Annotated in this window: 15 protein-coding genes and 1 tRNA gene; 6 read left to right on the top strand and 10 right to left on the bottom strand. The window is 69.0% G+C overall.

What is annotated here, in order from left to right; genetic code table 11:
- Window positions 1-38: 38 nt before the first annotated feature.
- Window positions 39-1,688, bottom strand: coding sequence for a long-chain-fatty-acid--CoA ligase (locus NBT81_RS11630; RefSeq protein WP_338738695.1), 1,650 nt, complete (start codon window positions 1,686-1,688; stop codon window positions 39-41).
- 95 nt (window positions 1,689-1,783) lie between these two features.
- Between NBT81_RS11630 and NBT81_RS11625 the strand changes: the two genes are divergently transcribed.
- Window positions 1,784-2,692, top strand: a complete 909-nt coding sequence (locus tag NBT81_RS11625) for a DUF502 domain-containing protein (protein ID WP_338738693.1) — start codon at window positions 1,784-1,786, stop codon at window positions 2,690-2,692.
- Window positions 2,693-2,695: 3 nt separating this feature from the next.
- Here the strand turns inward: NBT81_RS11625 and NBT81_RS11620 are convergent, their stop codons facing one another.
- Complete coding sequence (locus NBT81_RS11620) at window positions 2,696-3,259, bottom strand: Mov34/MPN/PAD-1 family protein (protein WP_338738691.1); 564 nt, start codon at window positions 3,257-3,259, stop codon at window positions 2,696-2,698.
- Between the two features lie 128 nt (window positions 3,260-3,387).
- On the opposite strand from NBT81_RS11620, the gene NBT81_RS11615 reads away from it, so the two are divergent.
- Window positions 3,388-5,625, top strand: coding sequence for a PAS domain S-box protein (locus NBT81_RS11615; protein ID WP_338738689.1), 2,238 nt, complete (start codon window positions 3,388-3,390; stop codon window positions 5,623-5,625).
- Window positions 5,626-5,760: 135 nt separating this feature from the next.
- Here the strand turns inward: NBT81_RS11615 and NBT81_RS11610 are convergent.
- A tRNA-Leu gene (locus tag NBT81_RS11610) sits at window positions 5,761-5,845 on the bottom strand.
- A gap of 82 nt (window positions 5,846-5,927) precedes the next feature.
- Between NBT81_RS11610 and NBT81_RS11605 the strand changes: the two genes are divergently transcribed.
- Window positions 5,928-6,236 (top strand): transcription initiation factor IIB family protein, encoded by a 309-nt coding sequence (locus NBT81_RS11605; protein WP_338738687.1) that lies wholly within the window; start codon window positions 5,928-5,930, stop codon window positions 6,234-6,236.
- On the opposite strand, the gene NBT81_RS11600 is transcribed toward NBT81_RS11605, so the two are convergent.
- The 3 genes from NBT81_RS11600 to NBT81_RS11590 form a co-directional block, all read right to left on the bottom strand.
- Window positions 6,237-6,719, bottom strand: coding sequence for a phosphopantetheine adenylyltransferase (locus NBT81_RS11600; RefSeq protein WP_338738685.1), 483 nt, complete (start codon window positions 6,717-6,719; stop codon window positions 6,237-6,239).
- Between the two features lie 60 nt (window positions 6,720-6,779).
- Entirely contained in the window at window positions 6,780-7,271 is a 492-nt protein-coding gene (locus NBT81_RS11595; protein ID WP_338738683.1) for a winged helix-turn-helix domain-containing protein, read from the bottom strand.
- Between the two features lie 80 nt (window positions 7,272-7,351).
- A complete protein-coding gene (locus NBT81_RS11590) occupies window positions 7,352-8,512 on the bottom strand; it encodes a hypothetical protein (RefSeq protein ID WP_338738681.1) in 1,161 nt (386 codons plus the stop codon).
- A 227-nt stretch (window positions 8,513-8,739) separates the two neighbouring features.
- Here NBT81_RS11590 and NBT81_RS11585 point away from each other — a divergent pair, with 227 nt between their 5' ends.
- Entirely contained in the window at window positions 8,740-9,159 is a 420-nt protein-coding gene (locus NBT81_RS11585) for a winged helix-turn-helix domain-containing protein (protein ID WP_338738679.1), read from the top strand.
- Window positions 9,160-9,279: 120 nt separating this feature from the next.
- On the opposite strand, the gene NBT81_RS11580 is transcribed toward NBT81_RS11585, so the two are convergent.
- Complete coding sequence (locus NBT81_RS11580) at window positions 9,280-13,770, bottom strand: PAS domain S-box protein (RefSeq protein ID WP_338738677.1); 4,491 nt, start codon at window positions 13,768-13,770, stop codon at window positions 9,280-9,282.
- A 269-nt stretch (window positions 13,771-14,039) separates the two neighbouring features.
- Here NBT81_RS11580 and NBT81_RS11575 point away from each other — a divergent pair, with 269 nt between their 5' ends.
- Complete coding sequence (locus NBT81_RS11575; protein WP_338738675.1) at window positions 14,040-16,664, top strand: heavy metal translocating P-type ATPase; 2,625 nt, start codon at window positions 14,040-14,042, stop codon at window positions 16,662-16,664.
- A gap of 33 nt (window positions 16,665-16,697) precedes the next feature.
- Here the strand turns inward: NBT81_RS11575 and NBT81_RS11570 are convergent, their stop codons facing one another.
- Window positions 16,698-17,771 carry a glutamate--cysteine ligase gene (locus NBT81_RS11570; protein WP_338738673.1) on the bottom strand — a complete coding sequence of 358 codons (1,074 nt, stop codon included), beginning with the start codon at window positions 17,769-17,771 and terminating at the stop codon, window positions 16,698-16,700.
- A 337-nt stretch (window positions 17,772-18,108) separates the two neighbouring features.
- Here NBT81_RS11570 and NBT81_RS11565 point away from each other — a divergent pair, with 337 nt between their 5' ends.
- Complete coding sequence (locus NBT81_RS11565; protein ID WP_338738671.1) at window positions 18,109-18,408, top strand: PadR family transcriptional regulator; 300 nt, start codon at window positions 18,109-18,111, stop codon at window positions 18,406-18,408.
- A 56-nt stretch (window positions 18,409-18,464) separates the two neighbouring features.
- Here NBT81_RS11565 and NBT81_RS11560 read toward each other — a convergent pair whose 3' ends face one another.
- Window positions 18,465-18,746 (bottom strand): hypothetical protein, encoded by a 282-nt coding sequence (locus NBT81_RS11560; RefSeq protein WP_338738669.1) that lies wholly within the window; start codon window positions 18,744-18,746, stop codon window positions 18,465-18,467.
- Window positions 18,743-19,414, bottom strand: coding sequence for a thiaminase II (gene tenA / locus NBT81_RS11555; RefSeq protein WP_338738667.1), 672 nt, complete (start codon window positions 19,412-19,414; stop codon window positions 18,743-18,745). Before tenA ends, NBT81_RS11560 begins: the two co-directional genes overlap by 4 nt.
- Window positions 19,415-19,457: the final 43 nt, after the last annotated feature.

Below are 19,457 nucleotides of genomic sequence, written 5' to 3'. Positions count from 1 at the left end.
CTCCGGCGGGCGGTAAGTGTTTTTTCGCGCCGACGGCGTCACTCCGCCCCCTCGGGCGGCGCCGCGTCCACCCGCTCGTCGAGCGCCCCCTCGAAGCGCCCCCGGAGGTCGACCTTGTCGAACTTCCCGGTCGCCGTCTTCGGCACCGACTCGACGAACTCGACCCGGTCGGGCACCCACCAGTCGGGATAGTCGGCCCGGATTCTGTCGCACAGCGAGTCGACCAGGGCGTCGCGGTCGGCGGGGTCGGCGTCGGCGGCGACGAACGCCGCCGGCCGCTCCCCCCACCGCTCGTGGGGGACGCCGACGACCGCCGCCTCGCGGACCGACTCGTGGTCCATGATCGCGTTCTCGACCGCCTGCGAGGAGATCCACTCCCCGCCCGATTTGATGACGTCGTCCGCGCGGTCGACGAGTTCGAGATAGCCGTCCGAATCGACCGTCACCACGTCGCCGGTGCGGAGCCACGGCCCCTCGAAGGCGTCGTCACCCTCGGACTCGTAGTACTCCGTCGCGACCCACGGGCCACGGATCAGTAGTTCGCCCATCGACTCGCCGTCGTGCGGGACGGCGTCGTCCGAATCGTCGACGACGTCGAACTCCAGACCGGGGAGGACGAGCCCCTGTTTTGCCCGCTTCGCGACGCGGCGGTCGTAGTCGGCGTCGCGCAGGCCGGGTTTGAGGTGGGAGACTGCGCCGACGGGCGACGTCTCGGTCATCCCCCACCCGTGGAGCACCTCGACGCCGTGATCGTCGAACGCGCGGAGCAGCCGTTCGGGTGGGGCGGCGCCACCGACGACGATCCGATCGAGCGTCGAGAGCGCCGCCTCGGGGTTGGGGTGGTCAGACAGGTGGTCGAGGACGCCCAGCCAGACCGTCGGGACGCCCGCGGTGAGGGTGACACCCTCGCGGTCGATCAGGTCCACGATGTCTTGGGGGTCGGGCGACGGCCCGGGGTAGACGTGTTTCGCGCCCGCCGCCGTCGCCGCGTAGGGAAGCCCCCAAGCGTTGATGTGGAACATCGGGACGACCGGCATGACGACGTCCCGATCGGCGATGTCGAGACCCGACGGCGTCATGATCGCCATCGTGTGGCTCCAGAGCATCCGGTGGGTGTACTCGACGCCCTTCGGGTCGCCGGTCGTCCCCGAGGAGTAACACAGGCCGGCAGGGTCGTCTCCGGTGAGGTCGGGAGCGTCGACGGCGGCGGCGTGGCCCGCGACGAAGTCGTCGTACGCCGTCGTCTCGACCGGGAGGTCCGGCGCCGCCGACCCGACGACGACCACTTGCTCGACGCTCGCGAAGGCGTCGGGGTCGTACGCCTCGGCGAACGCGTCGGCGAGCGAGGCGTCGACGATGACGACCCGGTCGCCGGCGCTCTCGACGATCCGTCGGACGTCGTCGGCCGGGAGAAGGGGGTTGATCGTGTGCAACTGTGCGCCGAGTTCGGGGGCGGCGAAGTACGCCGCGAAGTGCCGGTCGTGGTTCCAGCACAGCGTCCCCACGCGGTCACCGTGGCCGACGCCCGCCGCCCGAAGCGCGTTCGCGAGGCGGCCGACCCGATCGGCGCACTCGTCGTACGTGTGCCGAACGACGCCCTCGCCGGTCCGAGCGACGAGTTCGCGGTCCGGATACAGCCGTACCGCCCGAGACAGGAACGGGCGGAGCGTCTGTGCGTGTCCCGACATGCGATACCGTCCAGCACGCCGGGAGTAAAGGCTGTCGCGACGCCCGCGAGGGGGTGTCCCCGACGCTTTTGAGTCGGCGGCGCCCATCGGCCCGTATGGGTCGATCGGACCGCTCGGACCGCCCGAAGCGATCGGACGAATTCGACGAGTACGGCGGCCCGCGGGCGTTCGCCCGGCAGGCCTTCATCACCGGGGCCGCCGTCACGCTTCCGCTCATCGTCACCCTCCTCATCCTCGGTGTCGTCGTCGACTTCGTCTCACAGCAACTCGACCCCGTCGTCGGCGTGCTCACGTCCGTCACGGGCGTCCAGCCGGCCTCCGACGCGGTACTCAAAGTCGTCGCGGTGGGGGCGCTCCTCGGCGCCATCTTCGGCATCGGCGCCGTGGCCGAGCGCCGCCCGGATCGGTCCGGGTTCGCCACCTTCTTCGATACGCTCCTCGCCCGACTCCCGGGTGTCGGCTCGCTCTACCGGAGTATCGACGAGATGAGCGGCCTGCTGCTGGACAGCGACACCGACAGTTTCCAAGAGGTGAAACTGGTCGAGTTCCCCGTCGAAGGATCGTACGCGTTCGGCTTCCTGACCGCCGACACGCCGCGGGTGGTGGAGGAGGCGGCGAGCCACGAGGAGATGGTCACGTTGTTCGTGCCGATGGCTCCCAACCCCGTCATGGGCGGCTACGTCCTGCACGTCTCGACCGACCACGTCGTCGACGTGGATCTGACCGTCGAGGAGGGTATCCAGGCCATCGTCACCAGCGGCGTCGCGACCGGGAAGCGATCGGACGAGGAGCTCTCGGAGGGCATGCTGGAGCGGTTCGAGCGCCGCCTCGACGCGGCCGACACCGTCGTCGGCATCGACGAACTGGAGGCCTACGCCGCCGACGCCTCGTCCCACCTGGAGGAGACGGTGGCGGCGGCGCGCGCCCGACACGTGTCGGACGGCGACGGCGACGACACGCCCCCGGACGAGGACGACGGCACCCCCGACGGCGACGGGACCTGACGCTCACCGAAACCACGAGAGGAATCCGCCGCCGTCGTCGTCGTAGTCGTCCAAGTCGGGGTCGACCACACCCCGGCGGCGTCCCTCGGCAGCCAGTTCCGCGTCGATGTCCGCCTGTGTGAAATCGAAGAACTGCTCCTCCGGGAGGTCGACGTCGAGGACGTCGAGCGTCGTCGGTTCGCCCCGGTTGTCGAACACCCGCCAGTCGCCCCGCCCGTAGGGTGCACCCACGATGATGTGGACGTCGCCCTGTCCGAACGTCGCGAGGTCCTCGTCGCTCGGTCGGAGGACGCCGTTCGGGTGGGAGTGGACCGACCCGACCGACTGCACGTCGTTTGGCTTCATACTCGTCTTCACCGTCGCGCTGACCGGGTTCGACACTGTGCCGGGGATGACGAGGACGTCGGTGATCACCTGTCCGGTGCGGTCGATGTCGAGTTTGCGGGCGTCGTCCGCGCGGAGAAAGCCCATGTACTCGTCGGGGTGGGTCTCCTCGCAGGCTTCGAGGACGAAGTCCATCGTCTCCCGGGCGATACCGAGGAGTTCGTCCGACCGGAACAGGCGCATACGGACGTATCGGGTGTCGCCCGTCCTAAGGATTCCGACGCGGAGACCGTCCGGGACGGCGATACTGGCACGCCGTCACACCCCCCGAGACTTATACGTCTCACGCGCCGTTTCTCTCATCACTCACGATGAGCGCACCGACCGAGACGATACACGTCCTCCACGTCGGCGATCCGGAGTCCGTGGAGCGGGTCGCGTCCGGTCTCGAACGAGCGGACGATCGATTCGCCGTCGAGACGGCGACCGGCCTCGACGAGACGCTGGAGACTCTCGACGACGACCACGACTGTGTCGTCTCGACGTACACGCTTCCCGACCGGACCGGGATCGAGTTACTCGACGCCGTCCGCGAGTCCTACCCACACCTTCCGGTCGTCCTCCTCGTCGCCGACGGTTCGGAGGACGTCGCCAGCGACGCCATCGCCGCGGGCGTCACGGACTACCTCCAGTGGGAGGAGGGAGCCAGAGCGCACGCCACGCTCGCGCAGCGAGTCGCGACCGCAGTCGAGGAGTACCACTCCCGGACCGAACTCGAGGCCAACCGGGAGCGCCTCTCGATGTTCGTCGAGCAGTCGCCGCTGGGCGTCGTCGAGTACGACAGCGAGTTCCGGATCGTCGGCGTCAACGACGCCGCCGAAGAGATCCTCGGTTACACCGAAGCGGAGCTCCGCGGAGAGACGTGGGAGTACCTCGTCACCGACGACAGCTACGAGGACGTCGACGCGGTCACGTCGGCGCTGGCCAACGCCGAGGGAGGCTACCACAGCGTGGACGAGAACGTCCGCAAGGACGGCGAGCTGATCGTCTGCGAGTGGTACAACCACGTCATCACCGACGACGACGGCGACGTGCGCGCCATCTTCTCGCAGTTCCAGGACGTGACCGATCGCAGGGAGCGCGAGCGCCGCATCGAGGCGCTCCACGAGGCCACGCGGAAACTGATGGGGGCGGCCACGCAGGAGGCGGTCGCGGAACACGCGGTCGAGACCGCTCGGGACGTCCTCGGCCTCTCGATAAACAGCGTCTACCTGTACGACGCCGAAAGCGACGCCCTCGTCCCCACGGCGATCACCGAAGCGGCCCTCGACGTGATCGGCGAACCTCCCGTCTACGAACCCGGCGAGAGTCTCTCGTGGGCGGCGTTCGAAGAAGACGAGGTCCGAGTGTTCGAAGACGTCTCGACCGAACCGGATCGCTACAACGACGACACCGCGTTCGGGGCGGAGATCATCCTTCCACTCGGCGATCACGGGGTGATGTACGTCGCGGCGACCGAACCGGCGGCGTTCGACGAGGCCGACGTGACGCTGGCCCGGACGCTCGCCGCGAACACGGAGGAGGCGCTCTCCCGGATCGACCGCGAGCGCGCGCTCCGCGAGAGCCGACGACGCTACCGGACGTTCGTCGACAACTTCCCCGACGGGGCCGTCTTCCTCTTCGACGAGGACCTCCGGTACGTCCTCGCCGGCGGTACGGAATTGGACGCTTTCGGACACTCACCCGACGAGATAGAGGGCGCGACCGCCCACGACCTCTTTCCGGAGGAACGCGCCGACGAACTCGTGGACTACTACCGCGAGGCGCTCTCGGGGGAGACCCACACCTTCGAACAGGAGTTCCACGGCGAGCACTACCGGATCCAGACACTGCCGGTCCACGGCGACGACGGCGAGATCAGCGCCGGGATTGCCGTCTCCCAGAACGTCACGGAGCGCAAGCGTCACGAGCGGGAACTCGCCAGACAGAACGAGCGCCTCGAGGAGTTCGCCAGCGTCGTGAGCCACGACCTCCGGAGCCCCCTCAACGTCGCCGAGGGACGCCTGGAACTCGCGAGCGAGGAGTGCGACAGCGACCACCTCGACGAGGTGGCGAGCGCCCACGAGCGGATGAGCGTGCTGATCGACGACCTCCTCACGCTGGCCCGCGAGGGCGAGGAGGCGGCGGAACTGGAACCGATCACGCTCGGCGTGCTCGCCCGCGACTGCTGGCGCAACGTCGAGACGGAGACGGCGAGGCTCCTCGCCGACCTCGACCGCGTCGTCGAGGCCGATCGGGGACAGCTCCAGCAGCTGTTCGAGAACCTCGTTCGGAACAGTGTGGAGCACGCTGGCCCCGACGTCGCGATCCGAATCGGCCCGCTCGACGACGACGGCTTCTACGTCGCCGACGACGGGCCGGGAATCCCCGAGGACGACCGGGACGACGTGTTCTCCGCCGGCTTCTCGACCAACGATTCGGGCACCGGGTTCGGCCTGACCATCGTCCAGCGGATCGCGGAGGCCCACGGCTGGACGGTCGAGGTCACCGAGAGCGAGATGGGAGGTGCGCAGTTCGAGATTCGAGGGGTCGAGTTCGTGGAGGAGTGAAGGCGTCACTCTCGTTCGCACCTCGCCTTGCACGGGACCGGATTCGAACCACGGTCACTCCGCTTCGCTCCGTTCCCTGATTCGAATCCGGTCGTTTGCGCACACACGCCTCTCACGTTCGTTCGAGCCGAGAAGTGCGCGGGACCGGATTCGAACCGGCGGACCCCTACGGGACAGCGTCCTAAGCGCTGCGCCGTTGGCCTGGCTTGGCTACCCGCGCGCACGTCCACCTTGCCACCGAGGTCGGTAAGTAGCTGTCGCTCCGGCCGAGAGTTAAGTGACGCCGGGGCGAAGGGTCGGTCATGTACCGAGCGCGGGATCGGGTCGACAACGAGGAGTGGGTCGCCCGCCTGACGCGGGCGGCCGACGGTCTCGATCTCGGGAGCGAGGCCCGGTCGAACGCCGTCGATCTGTTCCTCTCGAACACGCCCGAGGAGGATCGGTCGAAGCCGGCCGTGGCCGCCGCCAGCCTCTACGCCGGCGCCCTGATCGCCGGCGAGGAGCGGTCCCAAGGGTCGGTCGCGGCGGCGATGGACGTCACCCGACTGAGCGTGCAGAACCGATGGAAGGCAGTGCTCGAAGCGTCGGGGTTCCGGCCGCCGGAGTGGTGACTACTCGGTCTCGGGCGAGCACTCGGGCGTGAGAGTTCCGTGTGGGTCGATCTCGCCGCGGACGATCCGGGTCGACGAGATGCGCTCGCCGTCGTCGGCGGGGACGTGGTCGACAACCTCAACCTGCAGTGGGTCGAGTCCCCGTGACTCGCGAATCTCGTTGATCCGGTCCGCCCCCTCGCGGGTCTCCGGCGAGACGACGATGGCGTCGAAGGGCGGTTCGGTCGCGATGCCGGTTGGGTCGTCGAGTCGGCGGACCTCGAACGACCGGTCGCGTGTGTCGGCCAGCGCGTCGAGTTCCGATTCGACGGCCGCGCGTCGCTCGTCGAACGGGCGGACGGGACGCGAGACCTGTCGAGTCTCCTCGGCGAGTTCGTCGCTGGTGAGACCGACGGTCACGTCGCCGAGTTCGAGGGCTCGTTCGAACAGCGCCCGGTGTCCGTCGTGGATCGGGTCGAACGTCCCGCCAAGCGCGACCTCCATACCCGGTGCCACGAATCCGTGCGACTTAAACAAGTCGGCTTCGCAGTAACGGCGACGCGGTCACTCCGTCTCGTCTTCGACGGTGATGCGGACCGGGTCCACGTCGCCGTCCTCGTTTTCGTCGTCGAGTCGCCGGTCGAGGTTGAAGACGGCGTTCAACTGATCTTGAACCTGTCCCACGACGTCTTGGACGAGCGAACTGGGCGCGATGGCCTCGTAGGCGTAGGGGTTGTTGCCCGCCCCCGCGCTCTCGCGTTTGTGTCGCTCGACCGTCCCCTCCTCGTGGAGTTCGGCCAGTGCCTCGCGGACCGTACTCGGGTAGAGGCCGGTTCCCTCCGCGACCTCCTCGCTCGTCGAGTCGGGGTGCTGTCGGAGGTAGACGTAGATTCGGGCCCGCGTCTCGGTGTCGAGCACCCACGCCAGCAGATCGACCACCCCGTCGTCGAACTCCGACACCGCTCGGTCGGCTTCGGCTTCCAGTCGGTCGCGAGCGGATACGTCGTCGACCGATCCGTCGTCGTCTATGTCGTCGGCGTCGTTCTCGTCTGACATGTGTTTCTTGTTGAAGGACAGAACCCGGCGGACAAAAGGCTTGCTGCCCACGTCGGCGGACCAGTCGGCCGACCGGCCCACTACAGCGATTCCGGAGGCGCGCGGGCGACTGCGGGGAACCTCCCGGTAACGTGGCCGAACGCGAGCGTTCGAGCGCGATACAGCCGTCCGAGCAGGGTCGAAACCCGATCGGGATCAACGTCGGCCGTCGCGTGGCGGCGCAGTTCCCGTTTCCGCCGGCGGCGACGGGCGTCGTACACGTCGAGGGCGTCGTTCCGGTTGGACGGCCCGTACGCCAGCGTGTCGGCGACGACCCAGGCGTCCTCGAGGGCTAGCGTAGGGCCGAGGCAGTCGCCGGGCAGGGACGCGTGTCCCGCCGGCCCGGCGAGCGCCACGCCGCCGCCACACATCGACTCGGGCACGACGCGTGGCGACCGTCGGTACCGGAGCGCCCGCCCGTCGAGCGCGCCAAACGGGTCACCGAGCGGTTCGAGGAGGTCCCCGAACCGGCGTTCGAGGGCGTCGGCGTCGACGGCCGGTGTCGGGCGGTCGACCGAGACGAGGTGGACGTAGGCCCCGTCGCCGACGGGCGTGACGAAGGCAGCCCGGTCGCCGTCCCACGCCTCCACCGCGTCGCTCGGCGGGCGTTCGGCGGCGCGCCACTCGAAGGCCCAGGCGTGGACCGCCGTCGCCTCGGTGTGGAACGTCGACGCGGGCGCGACGGTCGGGTCGGCGGTGACGACCGCGTCGAACGACTCGCGGACGCCGCGGTCGAACGTCGCCACGACACCGGCGTCGGTCGGATCGACTCCGGTCACTGAACCGTCGACCGTCCGGACGTGGGTCCGTACCCGCTGTTCGAGGAGTTCCGCGAGTTCGTCCCGACGGAGCGAGAGGAGAACCGGTCGGTCCGACGGGTCGGTCGCCCACGCCGATCCGGTCGCCGGCCGGCACAGTCGATCCAGCCGCGTTCCGCGCCGTTCGATCGGATGCCGGAGACCGAGTCGGTCCAAGACGACCAGCCCCGGCCGCCAGAGCGTGATAACTTCCGCCGGCATGCGCTCGCTCGCCGATCCAGCGAGCACCGGATCCAACCCTGCCCGATCGAGGAACCCGGCGGCCGTCACGGCCGTCGGACCGCCGCCGACGACCAGTACCTGTCGGTCGGCGGCCGCGTCGCCGGCTCTCGCGGAGCTCTCGCCGCCGACCGCTCCGTCGCCTCGCACCGAGTTGCCCGCCATCCGATCACCCGTTCGGTATCGACGCCCCCAGTCGACGATCCGAGAACGGTGCCATGTGCGTCCCGACGAGGCCGACCGACCTATATCGACCGTGCGTGTTTCTGACTCTGAAAATCGCACGCTCCCCCGTCACGCCCCTGCCGGTCATTATAGATAGCCCCGCTCCGACGGGCGGTCAGTCAACGTTTCCATCAGATTCGGGTGTGGGGCGGTCGTGGGAGTATACGATGACGGCGAACCCAAGTCAGACGCAGGCGGTCGTCACGTCACCGACCACGCCGGCGTCCGGTCACCGCGACGACGGCGACGGCGTCGGATCGACCACGACTGACGGTGCGCCCGACGTGGCGTTCGACGAACTCCTCGACTTGTTGGGCGACGAGTACGCCTGCGACATCCTGCAGGCACTGGCCGGCGGCCCGATGCCGGCCCGTGCGCTCGCTGATCGGTGCGGGATGTCGCGGCCGACGGTGTACCGGCGGCTCGACCGGCTGACCGCCGCCGGCGTCGTCGTCTCGCGGCTCCGACCCGCCGCCGACGGCCACCACAGACAGGAGTTCCGTCTCGTCCTCGACGAAGTCGCGTTCCGCGTGCGCGAGGACGGCATCGACGGCGACGTGCGGATCGTCGACCCAGCCGGCGACTGACTGGCCGGTTCGCCCCGTCATCGGTCCCCATCGACGGCGGCCCCGCCGCTTCGGCCCTCCAACCGTGGCATCCGCCGACGAGATCACCGCTTTCGCTCGACCCGGCCGGTCACGACCGTCTCATCCCGACGGGTCGGACGCCGACCCGAACAGCAGATCGAACACCTTCCCCTCACCCAGTCGGATGTGTTTGTTCACCGTCGGCTGGGTGATGCCGAGGGCGTCGGCCACGTCCTCGCCGCTGTTCTCGCGTGGCCACTCGAAGTAGCCCATGGCGTGGGCCGTCTCCAGTGCCTCGTACTGTCGGTCGCTCAACCGGCGTTCGAGTCGAGCGTCGAGGTCACGCGGCGTCGCCGCCGTCTCGTGGCGCTGCCGCTGGGCGTAGAGGTCGAGGCCCGGGAACTCCTCCCGGGTTCGCTCGACCATCGCCCGCGTGTCGGCCTCGCTCGGCAGTTCCACCACGAGCGTGACGCCGTCGGGGGTCGCCCTCGCGCGACGGAGGACACCTCCGTACTCGGCGACGAAGGAGCCGAACCACGACGACCCGCGGCGTTCGAGGAGGATCGACCCCTCGCGCTTCGAGACGACCGTGACGTCGCCGGGCAACGCGTCCGACGCGGGGCCGACCACCTCCTTCGGGTGATCGGCGTCGACGCCGTAGTAGACGCTGACCGATCCGTCTTGGCGGCGAACCGTCCGCCGGTGGCGGACGCGGCCGTCGAGGGCCCGCGCCAGACGGACGAACGAGGCGTCGGCGCCGCTCCCCCGGAACTCGAGTTCGAGTGTGTCGTCGGACTCGAGCGCCCGTTGTCGCTCCGTCGCGGTGATCGCGTACCCGATGGAGGTGCCGAGTTGCGCGAGAACGTCCACCTCCCGGTCCCCGAACGTCTCGGGTTCGTCGGCGACCACCGTGAGTACGCCGTGCGTGATCCCCTCGTAGGAGAGCGGGACGGCACAGACCGATCCGGCACCCCGACGGAGGAGGCGCTGTCGCCAGTCGCTCCGCCGACCACCCACGAGGTCGTTGCTGACGACCGGATCGCCGGTTCGCCACGCGTCGGCCGCCGGACTCGTGTCCGCGTCGCCCGCCCCCGTCGCGTCCGCGACGACCCGCTCGACGTCGTCCCGTTGGATCCCCGACGCCGCCCGGGGAGACAGGTGGTCCGTTCCGACCTCGGCCTCGACGACCCACGCGGCGTCGAACGGCTCGACGTCGGTCAGTTCCGAACACACCGCCTCCTGAATCCCTCGCCGGGAGGACTCCGCCGTGATCGCCGCTTCGACGTTCCGCGTGAGTTCGGTTATCGATTCGAGGCGGCGCGCCCGCTCGACCTGCGCTTCGAGTTCGGCCCGTCTGGATTCGAGGCGGCGCTCGCCGCGGAGTCGGTTGAGCGCGGCTTCGAGCGTCGCCGCGAGGATGCTCGCGGCGTCCGTATCCAGGCGGTCGCCCGTCCGCCAGACGACGAGGAGCCCGTTCCCACCCAGTGGAAATAGGAGTGCCTCCTCGCCCGGCGTGTCCGCCGGGAGCGGCGCTCGCCAGTCCTCGACCCGCCGGAGTCGCTCGTCGACGAACGCGGCCCACGCGGTGTCGTTCGAGGCGGAGAGCGTCCCGAGGTCGTCGGGCGCGGGGAGGTCGGGCCCCGTCGCCGGCGCTTCCAGTCGGCCGGTCGCCTCGTCGTACCGATAGACGGCGGTCGCCGGCAGGTCGAACACGGTCGCTGCGGCCTCGACTGCGGTCCGGCCGGCCTCGGTGACCGTGTCTGCGGTCGTCAGTTCCGCCGTGGCGTCGTGGAACGATTCGAGTGTCTGTGCGCGCTCCTTGCGCTCGGTTACGTCCCGGCTCACGACGATGATGCGCGTGGGACCGTCGATCCAGTCGGTCGGGTAGAACTCCGACCGGACCCAGCGCACCTCGCCGTCCGGCCGCTCGATGCGGTACTCGCGTGTGTAGGTGTCCTGCAGCGTCCCTCGGTCGGCGTCGCGGACGATGTCGGCGATGAGCGCGCGGTAGCCGTCGTAGTCGTCGGGGTGTAGGGTCGAGAAGAACCCCTCCTCGTGGGTCGACTGGATCGTCTCGAGGGACTGTCCCCAGATGTCCGCGTAGCCCGAACTCACGAACTCCGCGGCCGGGTCGCTCTCGTCGAGTTCGTCGATGGGGGCGAGGAATATCGCCTCGTCGATCCGGTCGACGATGGCCCCGAGTCGGTGTTCACTCTTCCGGAGCTGTTCCGCCCGCTGGACGCGTTCGAGCGCACTCGCCGCGTGGCCAGCCAGTACCTGCGTGACGTCGACGAGATACGACTCGTACGACTCGCGGCCACGCTCGCCCGCGGCCAGCAGTCCTTCGTCGCCGATCGACACGACGATCGACCGGTCGAGCGGGTTGTGTTCGCGGATCGCGCCGGGATCGTACGTCGTCGCGTCGCCGGCCTCGAACAGGTCGTACTCGACGTCGTCGGGCGTGAACGAGACGGGGCCGCGGGCCATCCGCTCGACCGGATCGGTTCCGGTGACGTAGTCGAGTCGGTCGGCCTCGGGGCGGTGTCGCCAGCAGGCGGTCATCGGCAGTCCGAGCACGTCCCGTGCCGTCTCGACGGCTATCTCGTACACGTCGTCGACCGTCTCGGCACCCTGGAGGCGCTCGGTCGCCCGCTGGAGTCCCTCGACCGTCCGCTCGCGTTCTCGGCGCTCGGTCACGTCCCGGAAGTTCGCCATCGTCGCCGGATCACCCTCGTGTCCGATCCGCGACACCGCGAGCTCCAGTGTTCGTCGCTCACCCGCCGCCGTCTCCACCTCGACGTCGTACTGGTTGGGCGGTGACTCGCCGGCGACCCGCCGCTCGTAGCGCTCCCGGACCAACTCGCGGGATTCGGGTGCGAACACCTCGTCGAACGGCCGCCCGAGGAGGTCCTCCTCCGCGTACCCCGTGATCGCCGCGAACCGTTCGTTGACGAACACGTACTCCCCGTCGCGGACGACCACCACCCCGTCGGAGCTCTGCTCGACCAGCGTCGAGTACTTCTCCCGTTCCTCCTCGATGGCCCGCTCGCGCTCCCGTCGCTCCGTGACGTCGGTGAACCAGACGTACGCGTGCCGGTCGCCCCCACTCTCGAAGGGAAGCACTCTGAGCAGGAAGTCCCTGACGCCGGTCGCCGTCTCCCGGCGGACCTCCGCCTCGACCGACTCGCCGGCGAGCGCCCGCCGTCTGATCTCCTCGTACCCCTCGCGTTCGTCCTCCGGGACGACGACGTCCGCGATGGGTCGGCCGGTGACGTCGTCGACGTCGAAGCCGAACGTGTCGGCGAACCCGGAGTTGACCTCCGTGATGTAGGGGTCGTCGTCCCGGAACTCGACGGCCATGATCGGATCGGGCGTGTTCTCGAACAGCACGGACCGACGGTCGCGTTCGGTCCTCAGCCGGGCCCCGCGAGTCCGGCGCTCCGTGATGTCGCGAACGCTCGCCAGCACCCGGCGTTCGCCCTGGAGGGAGACCAGACAGAGGTGTACCTCGACCGGGACCGTCCCGCCGTCCGCCCGTCGACACCGCCACTCGAACAGCCGCGGTCCCTCCGTCTCTCCGCGTCGGACCGCCTCCCTCGCTCGCTCGTAGGTGGCCGCCTCGTCGTCGGAGGCCACGAGTGCGACCGTCTCCCCGACGAGTTCCCCGTGGTCGTAGCCGGTCAGGTCGCAGAACCGCTGGTTGACGTCGACGATGTCGCCGGAGGCCGGGTCGTGGACGACGATGCCGTCCGAAACGCTCTCGAACAGTTCGCGGTACGTCCGTTCGAGTTCGCGTTGCTCGGTGACGTCCTCCACGATGCCGACGTACCGGTCCTCATCCGTCTCGCTCGACACGGGGTAGCCCGTCGCGTGGACCCACTTGATCTCGCCCGACGGCGTCCGAACGCGGAACTCGAACTCGTACCGATCCGCCGGCAATCCGGACTCGATATCCGCCCGCATCGACTCGAACTCCTCGCGGAACGTCTCGCGGTCGCGAGGATCGATCCCCTCGAAGAAGGCCGTCGCCTCCTCGTACAACTCCGCGACGGGACGCTCCCAGATGTCCTCGTAGGCGTCGTTCGCGTACTCGACCGACGAGAAGTCCCCGTTGGCGATGTAGATGATCTCGTCGACGTTCTCGGCGACGAGCCGAAACCGCCGTTCGGGGTCGGCGATCACGCCGTTCGCGTCCGCTCTCGCCCGCGCTCCCGTCTCGCTCGGCGGGTCGCCGCTCGCCCCCTCGACCAACCCGGCGACGCGCGTGGCGACGAGGTCCGACTGGGTGGCACACAGGTCGCGGGGGAACCACCCGTTCGCGTCGGTTTCGAGCGCCGCCGCCACGTCGTCCGCCGACGCCGACCCGGTCAGCACGGCGACCGGAACCGACGGCAACGCGTCCGCGAGACGGTCGACGACCTCTCGCCACGCCTCCCCGCACTGCTCGACGAGGAGGCAGTCGGCGTCGTCGAGGCCGTCGGGGGGCGCATCCGGGTCCCGTGGCGTCACCGCGAGCGGTCGCCCCGACTCGGTCGTCGCCCCGTCGATTCGGGCGGCGACGTCGCCGGTTCCCAGCGTGATGACCCGTAACGGGTCGCGAGTGGCTGTCATCGGTGGCGGAGTCCGTTGTCGTCTCCAGGACACGACGGGACATAAAATCCCGGCGGGATCACCGGGCGGAGACGGCGGCCCGGATCGACCGCGACGCCGGTCGACCGTCCACGTCGCTGTGGGACCTGCCTCCCTCGACACCCCGTGGGATGCGATCGTTTCGAACGGAAAGCGAAGTTTGGATTTGGGATCGAAACTTCGCCGGGGGATCTAGCACTGGTATCGAAGAGGAAAAGACGGTAAGGGAGCACCCCGTAGTGTACTACACCATGACCACCCGAACGGCACGTCTCGATATTACGGGGATGTCCTGTGCCAACTGCTCGACGACGATCCAGGAGGCACTCGAATCCCTCGACGGCGTGGCGGGGGCGACGGCCAACTTCGCCACCGACGAGGGAACGGTCGAGTACGATCCCGAGGCGGTGTCGCTCCGGGAGATACACGACGCCGTCGAGGCGGCGGGCTACGGCGTCGTCTCCGAGACGGAGACGGTCGCCATCGCCGACATGACGTGTGCGAACTGCGCCGAGACCAACGAGGCGGCGCTGGAGCGCACACCGGGAGTCGTCGACGCGGACGTGAACTACGCCACCGACGAGGCGCGGGTTACCTACAACCCGTCCGTGACCGGTGTCGACGCGCTCTACGACGCGATCGAGGACGCCGGCTACTCGCCGGTTCGAGAGACCGGCGACGACGACTCGGAACGGGACGCCCGCGACGACGCGCGGGCGTCAGAGATACGGAGACAGCGCCGCTTGACGCTGTTCGGCGCGGCCCTGTCAGCCCCGATGCTCGCCTTCCTCGCCGACAAGTTCCTGCTCGGTGGCGCACTCGTCCCCGAGACGGTGTTCGGCGTCGAATTCGGCTGGGTCGAGTTCCTGCTCGCGACGCCGGTCCAACTCGTCCTCGGGTGGCCGTTCTACAGGAACTCCTACACCGCGCTCGTGAAGAACGGCCGCGCCAACATGGACGTCCTCATCGCGCTGGGGTCGACGACGGCGTACGTCTACTCCGTCGCGGTCCTGCTCGACGCCGTCGCCGGCGGTCGATACTTCGACACCGCCGCGCTGATCCTCGTGTTCATCACGCTCGGCAACTACCTCGAAGCCCGGTCGAAGGGACAGGCCTCCGACGCCCTCCGGAAACTCCTGGAGATGGAGGCCGAGACGGCGACGCTCGTCCACGACGACGGCTCCGAGGAGGAGGTTCCGTTGGAAGACGTCGCAGTCGGCGACCGGATGAAGGTCCGCCCCGGCGAGAAGGTACCGACCGACGGCGTCGTCGTCGACGGCCGGAGCGCGGTCGACGAGTCGATGGTGACCGGTGAATCCGTCCCCGTCGAGAAGGAGGAGGGCGACGAAGTCGTCGGCTCGACGATCAACGAGAACGGCGTCCTCGTCGTCGAGGCGACGAAAGTGGGCGAGGATACCGCGATTCAGGGCATCGTCCGGACGGTCAAGGAGGCACAGGCCCGCCAGCCCGACATCCAGAGCGTCGCCGACCGCATCTCCGCGTACTTCGTTCCCGCGGTCATCGCGAACGCCGTCCTGTGGGGTGCCCTCTGGTTTCTCTTCCCCGAGATGCTCGCCGGATTCGTCGACTGGCTCCCGGTCTGGACGCAGGTCGCCGGCGGCCCGGCCCCGGCCGGTGGCACCGTCTCGGTCTTCGAGTTCGCCGTCGTCGTGTTCGCCTCGTCGGTGCTGATCGCCTGCCCCTGCGCGCTGGGGTTGGCGACGCCAGCCGCGACGATGGTCGGGACGACCATCGGCGCGCAAAACGGCGTGTTGTTCAAGGGCGGCGACGTCCTCGAACGCTCGAAGGACGTCGACACGGTCGTCTTCGACAAGACGGGGACGCTCACGGAAGGCGAGATGGAGTTGACGGACGTCGTCGCCCTCGACGGCGAGGAGCCACACACCTCGATGGACGGCGGCGAACCGGCGGCGGACGGCGGCCGAGTCGCGACACGCGAACGGCTCTCCGAGGACGACGTCCTCCGTCTCGCGGCGACGGCCGAGCGCGACAGCGAACACCCCCTCGCCCGCGCCATCGTCGAGGGGGCGCGAGCGCGGGGACTGGAGATCGGTCGCCCCGAGGCGTTCGAGAACGTACCGGGACGGGGCGTCCGAGCGACCGTCGAGGGCGACGAGGTCCTCGTCGGGAACCGAACGCTCTTGGCGGAGGCGGGGATCGACCCCTCGTCCGCCGCGGAGACGATGGAGCGTCTCGAACGCGAGGGCAAGACAGCGATGCTCGTCGCTCGTCGCCCCGCCGGAACGTCGGGCGGCGAACTCGTCGGCGTCGTCGCCGACGCCGACACGGTCAAGGAAAGCGCGGAGCGAGCGGTGTCGACCCTGCAGGAGCGCGGCCTCGACGTGATGATGATCACGGGGGACAACGAGCGGACGGCCCAAGCGGTCGCCGAGCGAGTCGGTATCGACCCCGCGGACGTCCGTGCGGGCGTCCTCCCCGACGAGAAGTCCGAGGCAGTCGAGCGGATCCAGGTCGACGGGCGGCGGGCGATGATGGTCGGCGACGGCGTCAACGACGCGCCGGCACTGGCCGTCGCGTACGTCGGGACGGCCATCGGATCGGGGACCGACGTCGCCATCGAGGCGGCGGACGTGACGCTGATGCGTGCCGATCCGCTGGACGTGGTGAAGGCGATTCGCATCTCCGAGGCGACGCTCCGGAAGATCAAGCAGAACCTCGTGTGGGCGCTGGGGTACAACACGGCGATGATCCCACTGGCGTCGCTCGGACTGCTCCAACCGGTGTTCGCGGCCGTGGCGATGGCGTTCTCCTCGGTGTCCGTGCTGTCGAACAGCCTCCTGTTCCGCCGCTACACGCCGGATCACGACTACGAACTGCTCGGTCGGTTCCGCTGACCGACCGTCTCCTCGGGAGTCACACGGCGCCGATCAGAGGAGTAGCGACGTACGGAGCGCGTCCACGCCCCTCTCGTCGTGGATCCGTCGCTGTCTCGCCGCGCCGCTGGGGGCGTCGAGGACGTCCCGGATGCCGTCGACGCCGAGTCGGTCGCTCTCGCGGTCGACGAGCGTCGCGAGCGACGCCGTCCCTTCGCTCGACCGTGTGACGAACTCGGCGCCACGACCGTAGCGCATGGCGCGCCACTTGTTCTCGTCGAGGAACTCCCGGCGGAGCGTCGGGATCGATTCGCCGTCGTCGTAGCGCTCGGCCAGGTCGACGACGAGTGCGTGGACGTACTCGGCGAAGGCGAGGACCCGGTCGGGGTCGGCCTGGGCGTCGGGCGTGCGCACCTCGACGGTGCCGTGGCCGGTGTGGGGCCGGACGTCGTACCAGAGTTCGCCGCGGTCGTTGATCGATCCGGTTTCGACCATGCGCCGTTCGAACCGCCGGTAGGCGTCGAAGTCCTCGAACGCGGTCGGGATACCGGTGTTCGGGAGGTTCTCGAATATCTTCGCGCGGGCCGATGCGAGGCCAGTGTCGAAGCCACACCAGAACGGCGAGTTCGCGGAGAGCGCGAGGACGAGCGGGAGATACCACCGGAGATGGTTGGAGATCCAGGTGGCCTTGTCGGCGTCGTCGACGCCGACGTGGACGTGCAGCCCCGACGTGATGTTCCGGTGCTGTGGGTACTGGATGCGGTCGAGTTGGGCGCGGTACCGCGGCTTCGTCGCGTGATCGAGTTCCCGCCACTTCGCCGTGGGGTGCAGTCCCGCGGCCGCGATTCGGTAGCCGTGCTCGGCCGCGTGACGGACCAGAGCCTCCCGGATCATCGCCAGTTCGTCCGGGGCGTCGCCCGGCCGTTCGATCACCGGCGTCTGTGTCTCGATGGTGAACTGGAACAGTTCGTGATCGAGTCGGCCGACGAGCGGTTCGGGTGGCTCGCTACCGTAGACCAGGTCGTCGATGCCCGCGGTCGGTCGTCCCGCGTCGTCGACGATGTAGAACTCCTCCTCGATGCCGAGCGTCCCCATCCGGGTGAACGCGTCCCGCGAGCCGATATCCATCGGCGCCCGATTCGTCGTCGCCGATTAAATAACTCGCGGACACCCTCGACATCACCGGTACCGGCAGGCAAAGTGGCCGTCGACCACCGGCCTCGCCGTCCCGACCCGAACCGGACCGGTTCGGCCGACTTCGACACGGCACTCGACGCGCCGAAAACAGTATCAGCGGACGGTGACGTTCCGTCGTCGTGGCCCTCGATCCACTCGATTCCACGCTCCCGAACCACGACCGATCCCGTGTCTCGGGCCTCGTCACACCCGATGCTCGACGGGTGGGGTGGGATACTGTCACTTCGCGACAGACATATAACCATCGAGATATGAACGTCTAGTTACGATGCACGATCTGACCGGATTCCAGCGAGACCTCCTGTACGTGATCGCCGGCCTCGACGAACCCCACGGCCTCGCAATCAAGGAAGAGCTCGAAACCTACTACGAGAGCGAGATACACCACGGTCGGTTGTATCCGAATCTCGACACGCTGGTCGAGAAGGGACTCATCGACAAGGGACAGCGGGACCGACGAACCAACTACTACACCCTCACCCGCCGCGGACGGCGCGAACTCGAAGCACGCCGCGAGTGGGAAGACGAGTACGTGGCGGACCTGATCGAAGAAGCGACCGCGGCCTGACCGAGCGACCGCCACACGTGGGGGAACGGGGGCGCCCTCCCTCTCCACCTCGTCCCTCACTCCCCGTCGGCCGACGCGAGGACGTCCTCGGCCGCGCGTTCCGCGGCGGCGACGTGGTCGTCGACGGCTTCGTTACCCGTCTGCTCCACCTCGTCCAGTAGTGCTACCACTCGCTCGACCCGGTCCGCGACGACGGTCTCGGGGAGGTCGGCGTCGACGAGGTCGCCCGCGACGGCCGCCGCCTCCCCCAACCATCGGCCCGCGGCCGGCGTCACCGGCAGTTCCTCGGTCGCCTCGAGGTGGTCGTGGAGTCGTCGCACCGCGTCGTCGACGCTCATGGACCGACCGTCCACTCCTCGCGACGCCAGGCGGCGTCCCAGAACCGATACTCGTAGCGGGCCGAGGTGACGAACCGGTCGCGGTAGCGCTCTCGGTCCGTCCCCGTCGCGTCGGCCGCCACCTCGTCCATTAGGTCCTTACACCACGCCGTCAGTTCGGAAAATTCCTCGCCCGAGTACGTCCGGATCCACTCCGCGTACCGGTCGTCGTCGGGGAGGCCGTCGGCTCGGAGGCGCGTTGCCGTCTCGTTGAATCCCCACATGCACGGGAGGAGCGCGGCCACCAGATCGCCGAACGTACCGGTGGCGGCCGTCCGGACCAAGAAGTCGGTGTAGGCCCGCGTGGTCGGCGACGGTTCGGTCGCCTCCAACTCGGCCTCGTCGATGCCGAACTCGGCGGCGTACGCCCGGTGGAGGTCCATCTCCGTGTCGATGGTTTCGTGGAGGAGTTCGGCGAACGTTCCCATGTGGTCGAGCGTCGGCGCCGTCGCCCCACCGTAGGCGAACACCCGCGCGTAGTCGACGAGGTAGACGTAGTCCTGGCGGACCCAGTACTCGAAGGGCTCCGTGTCGAGGCTCCCGTCGCCGAGACGGTCCACCATCGGGTGGTCGACGATATCGGCCCACAGGTCGTCGGCGACCGGTCGAAGGTCGTCGGTGAACGCCATGCGTGACGGATGGAGGGCGTCGACCAAAGTGTCTTCGCCGGGT

The sequence above is a fragment of the Haloplanus sp. CK5-1 genome, from assembly GCF_037201915.1.
In the GTDB taxonomy this organism is placed as follows: domain Archaea; phylum Halobacteriota; class Halobacteria; order Halobacteriales; family Haloferacaceae; genus Haloplanus; species Haloplanus salilacus.
The sequence above is the reverse complement of the archived record's forward strand: the minus strand, read 5'-3'. Positions and strand labels throughout refer to the sequence as shown.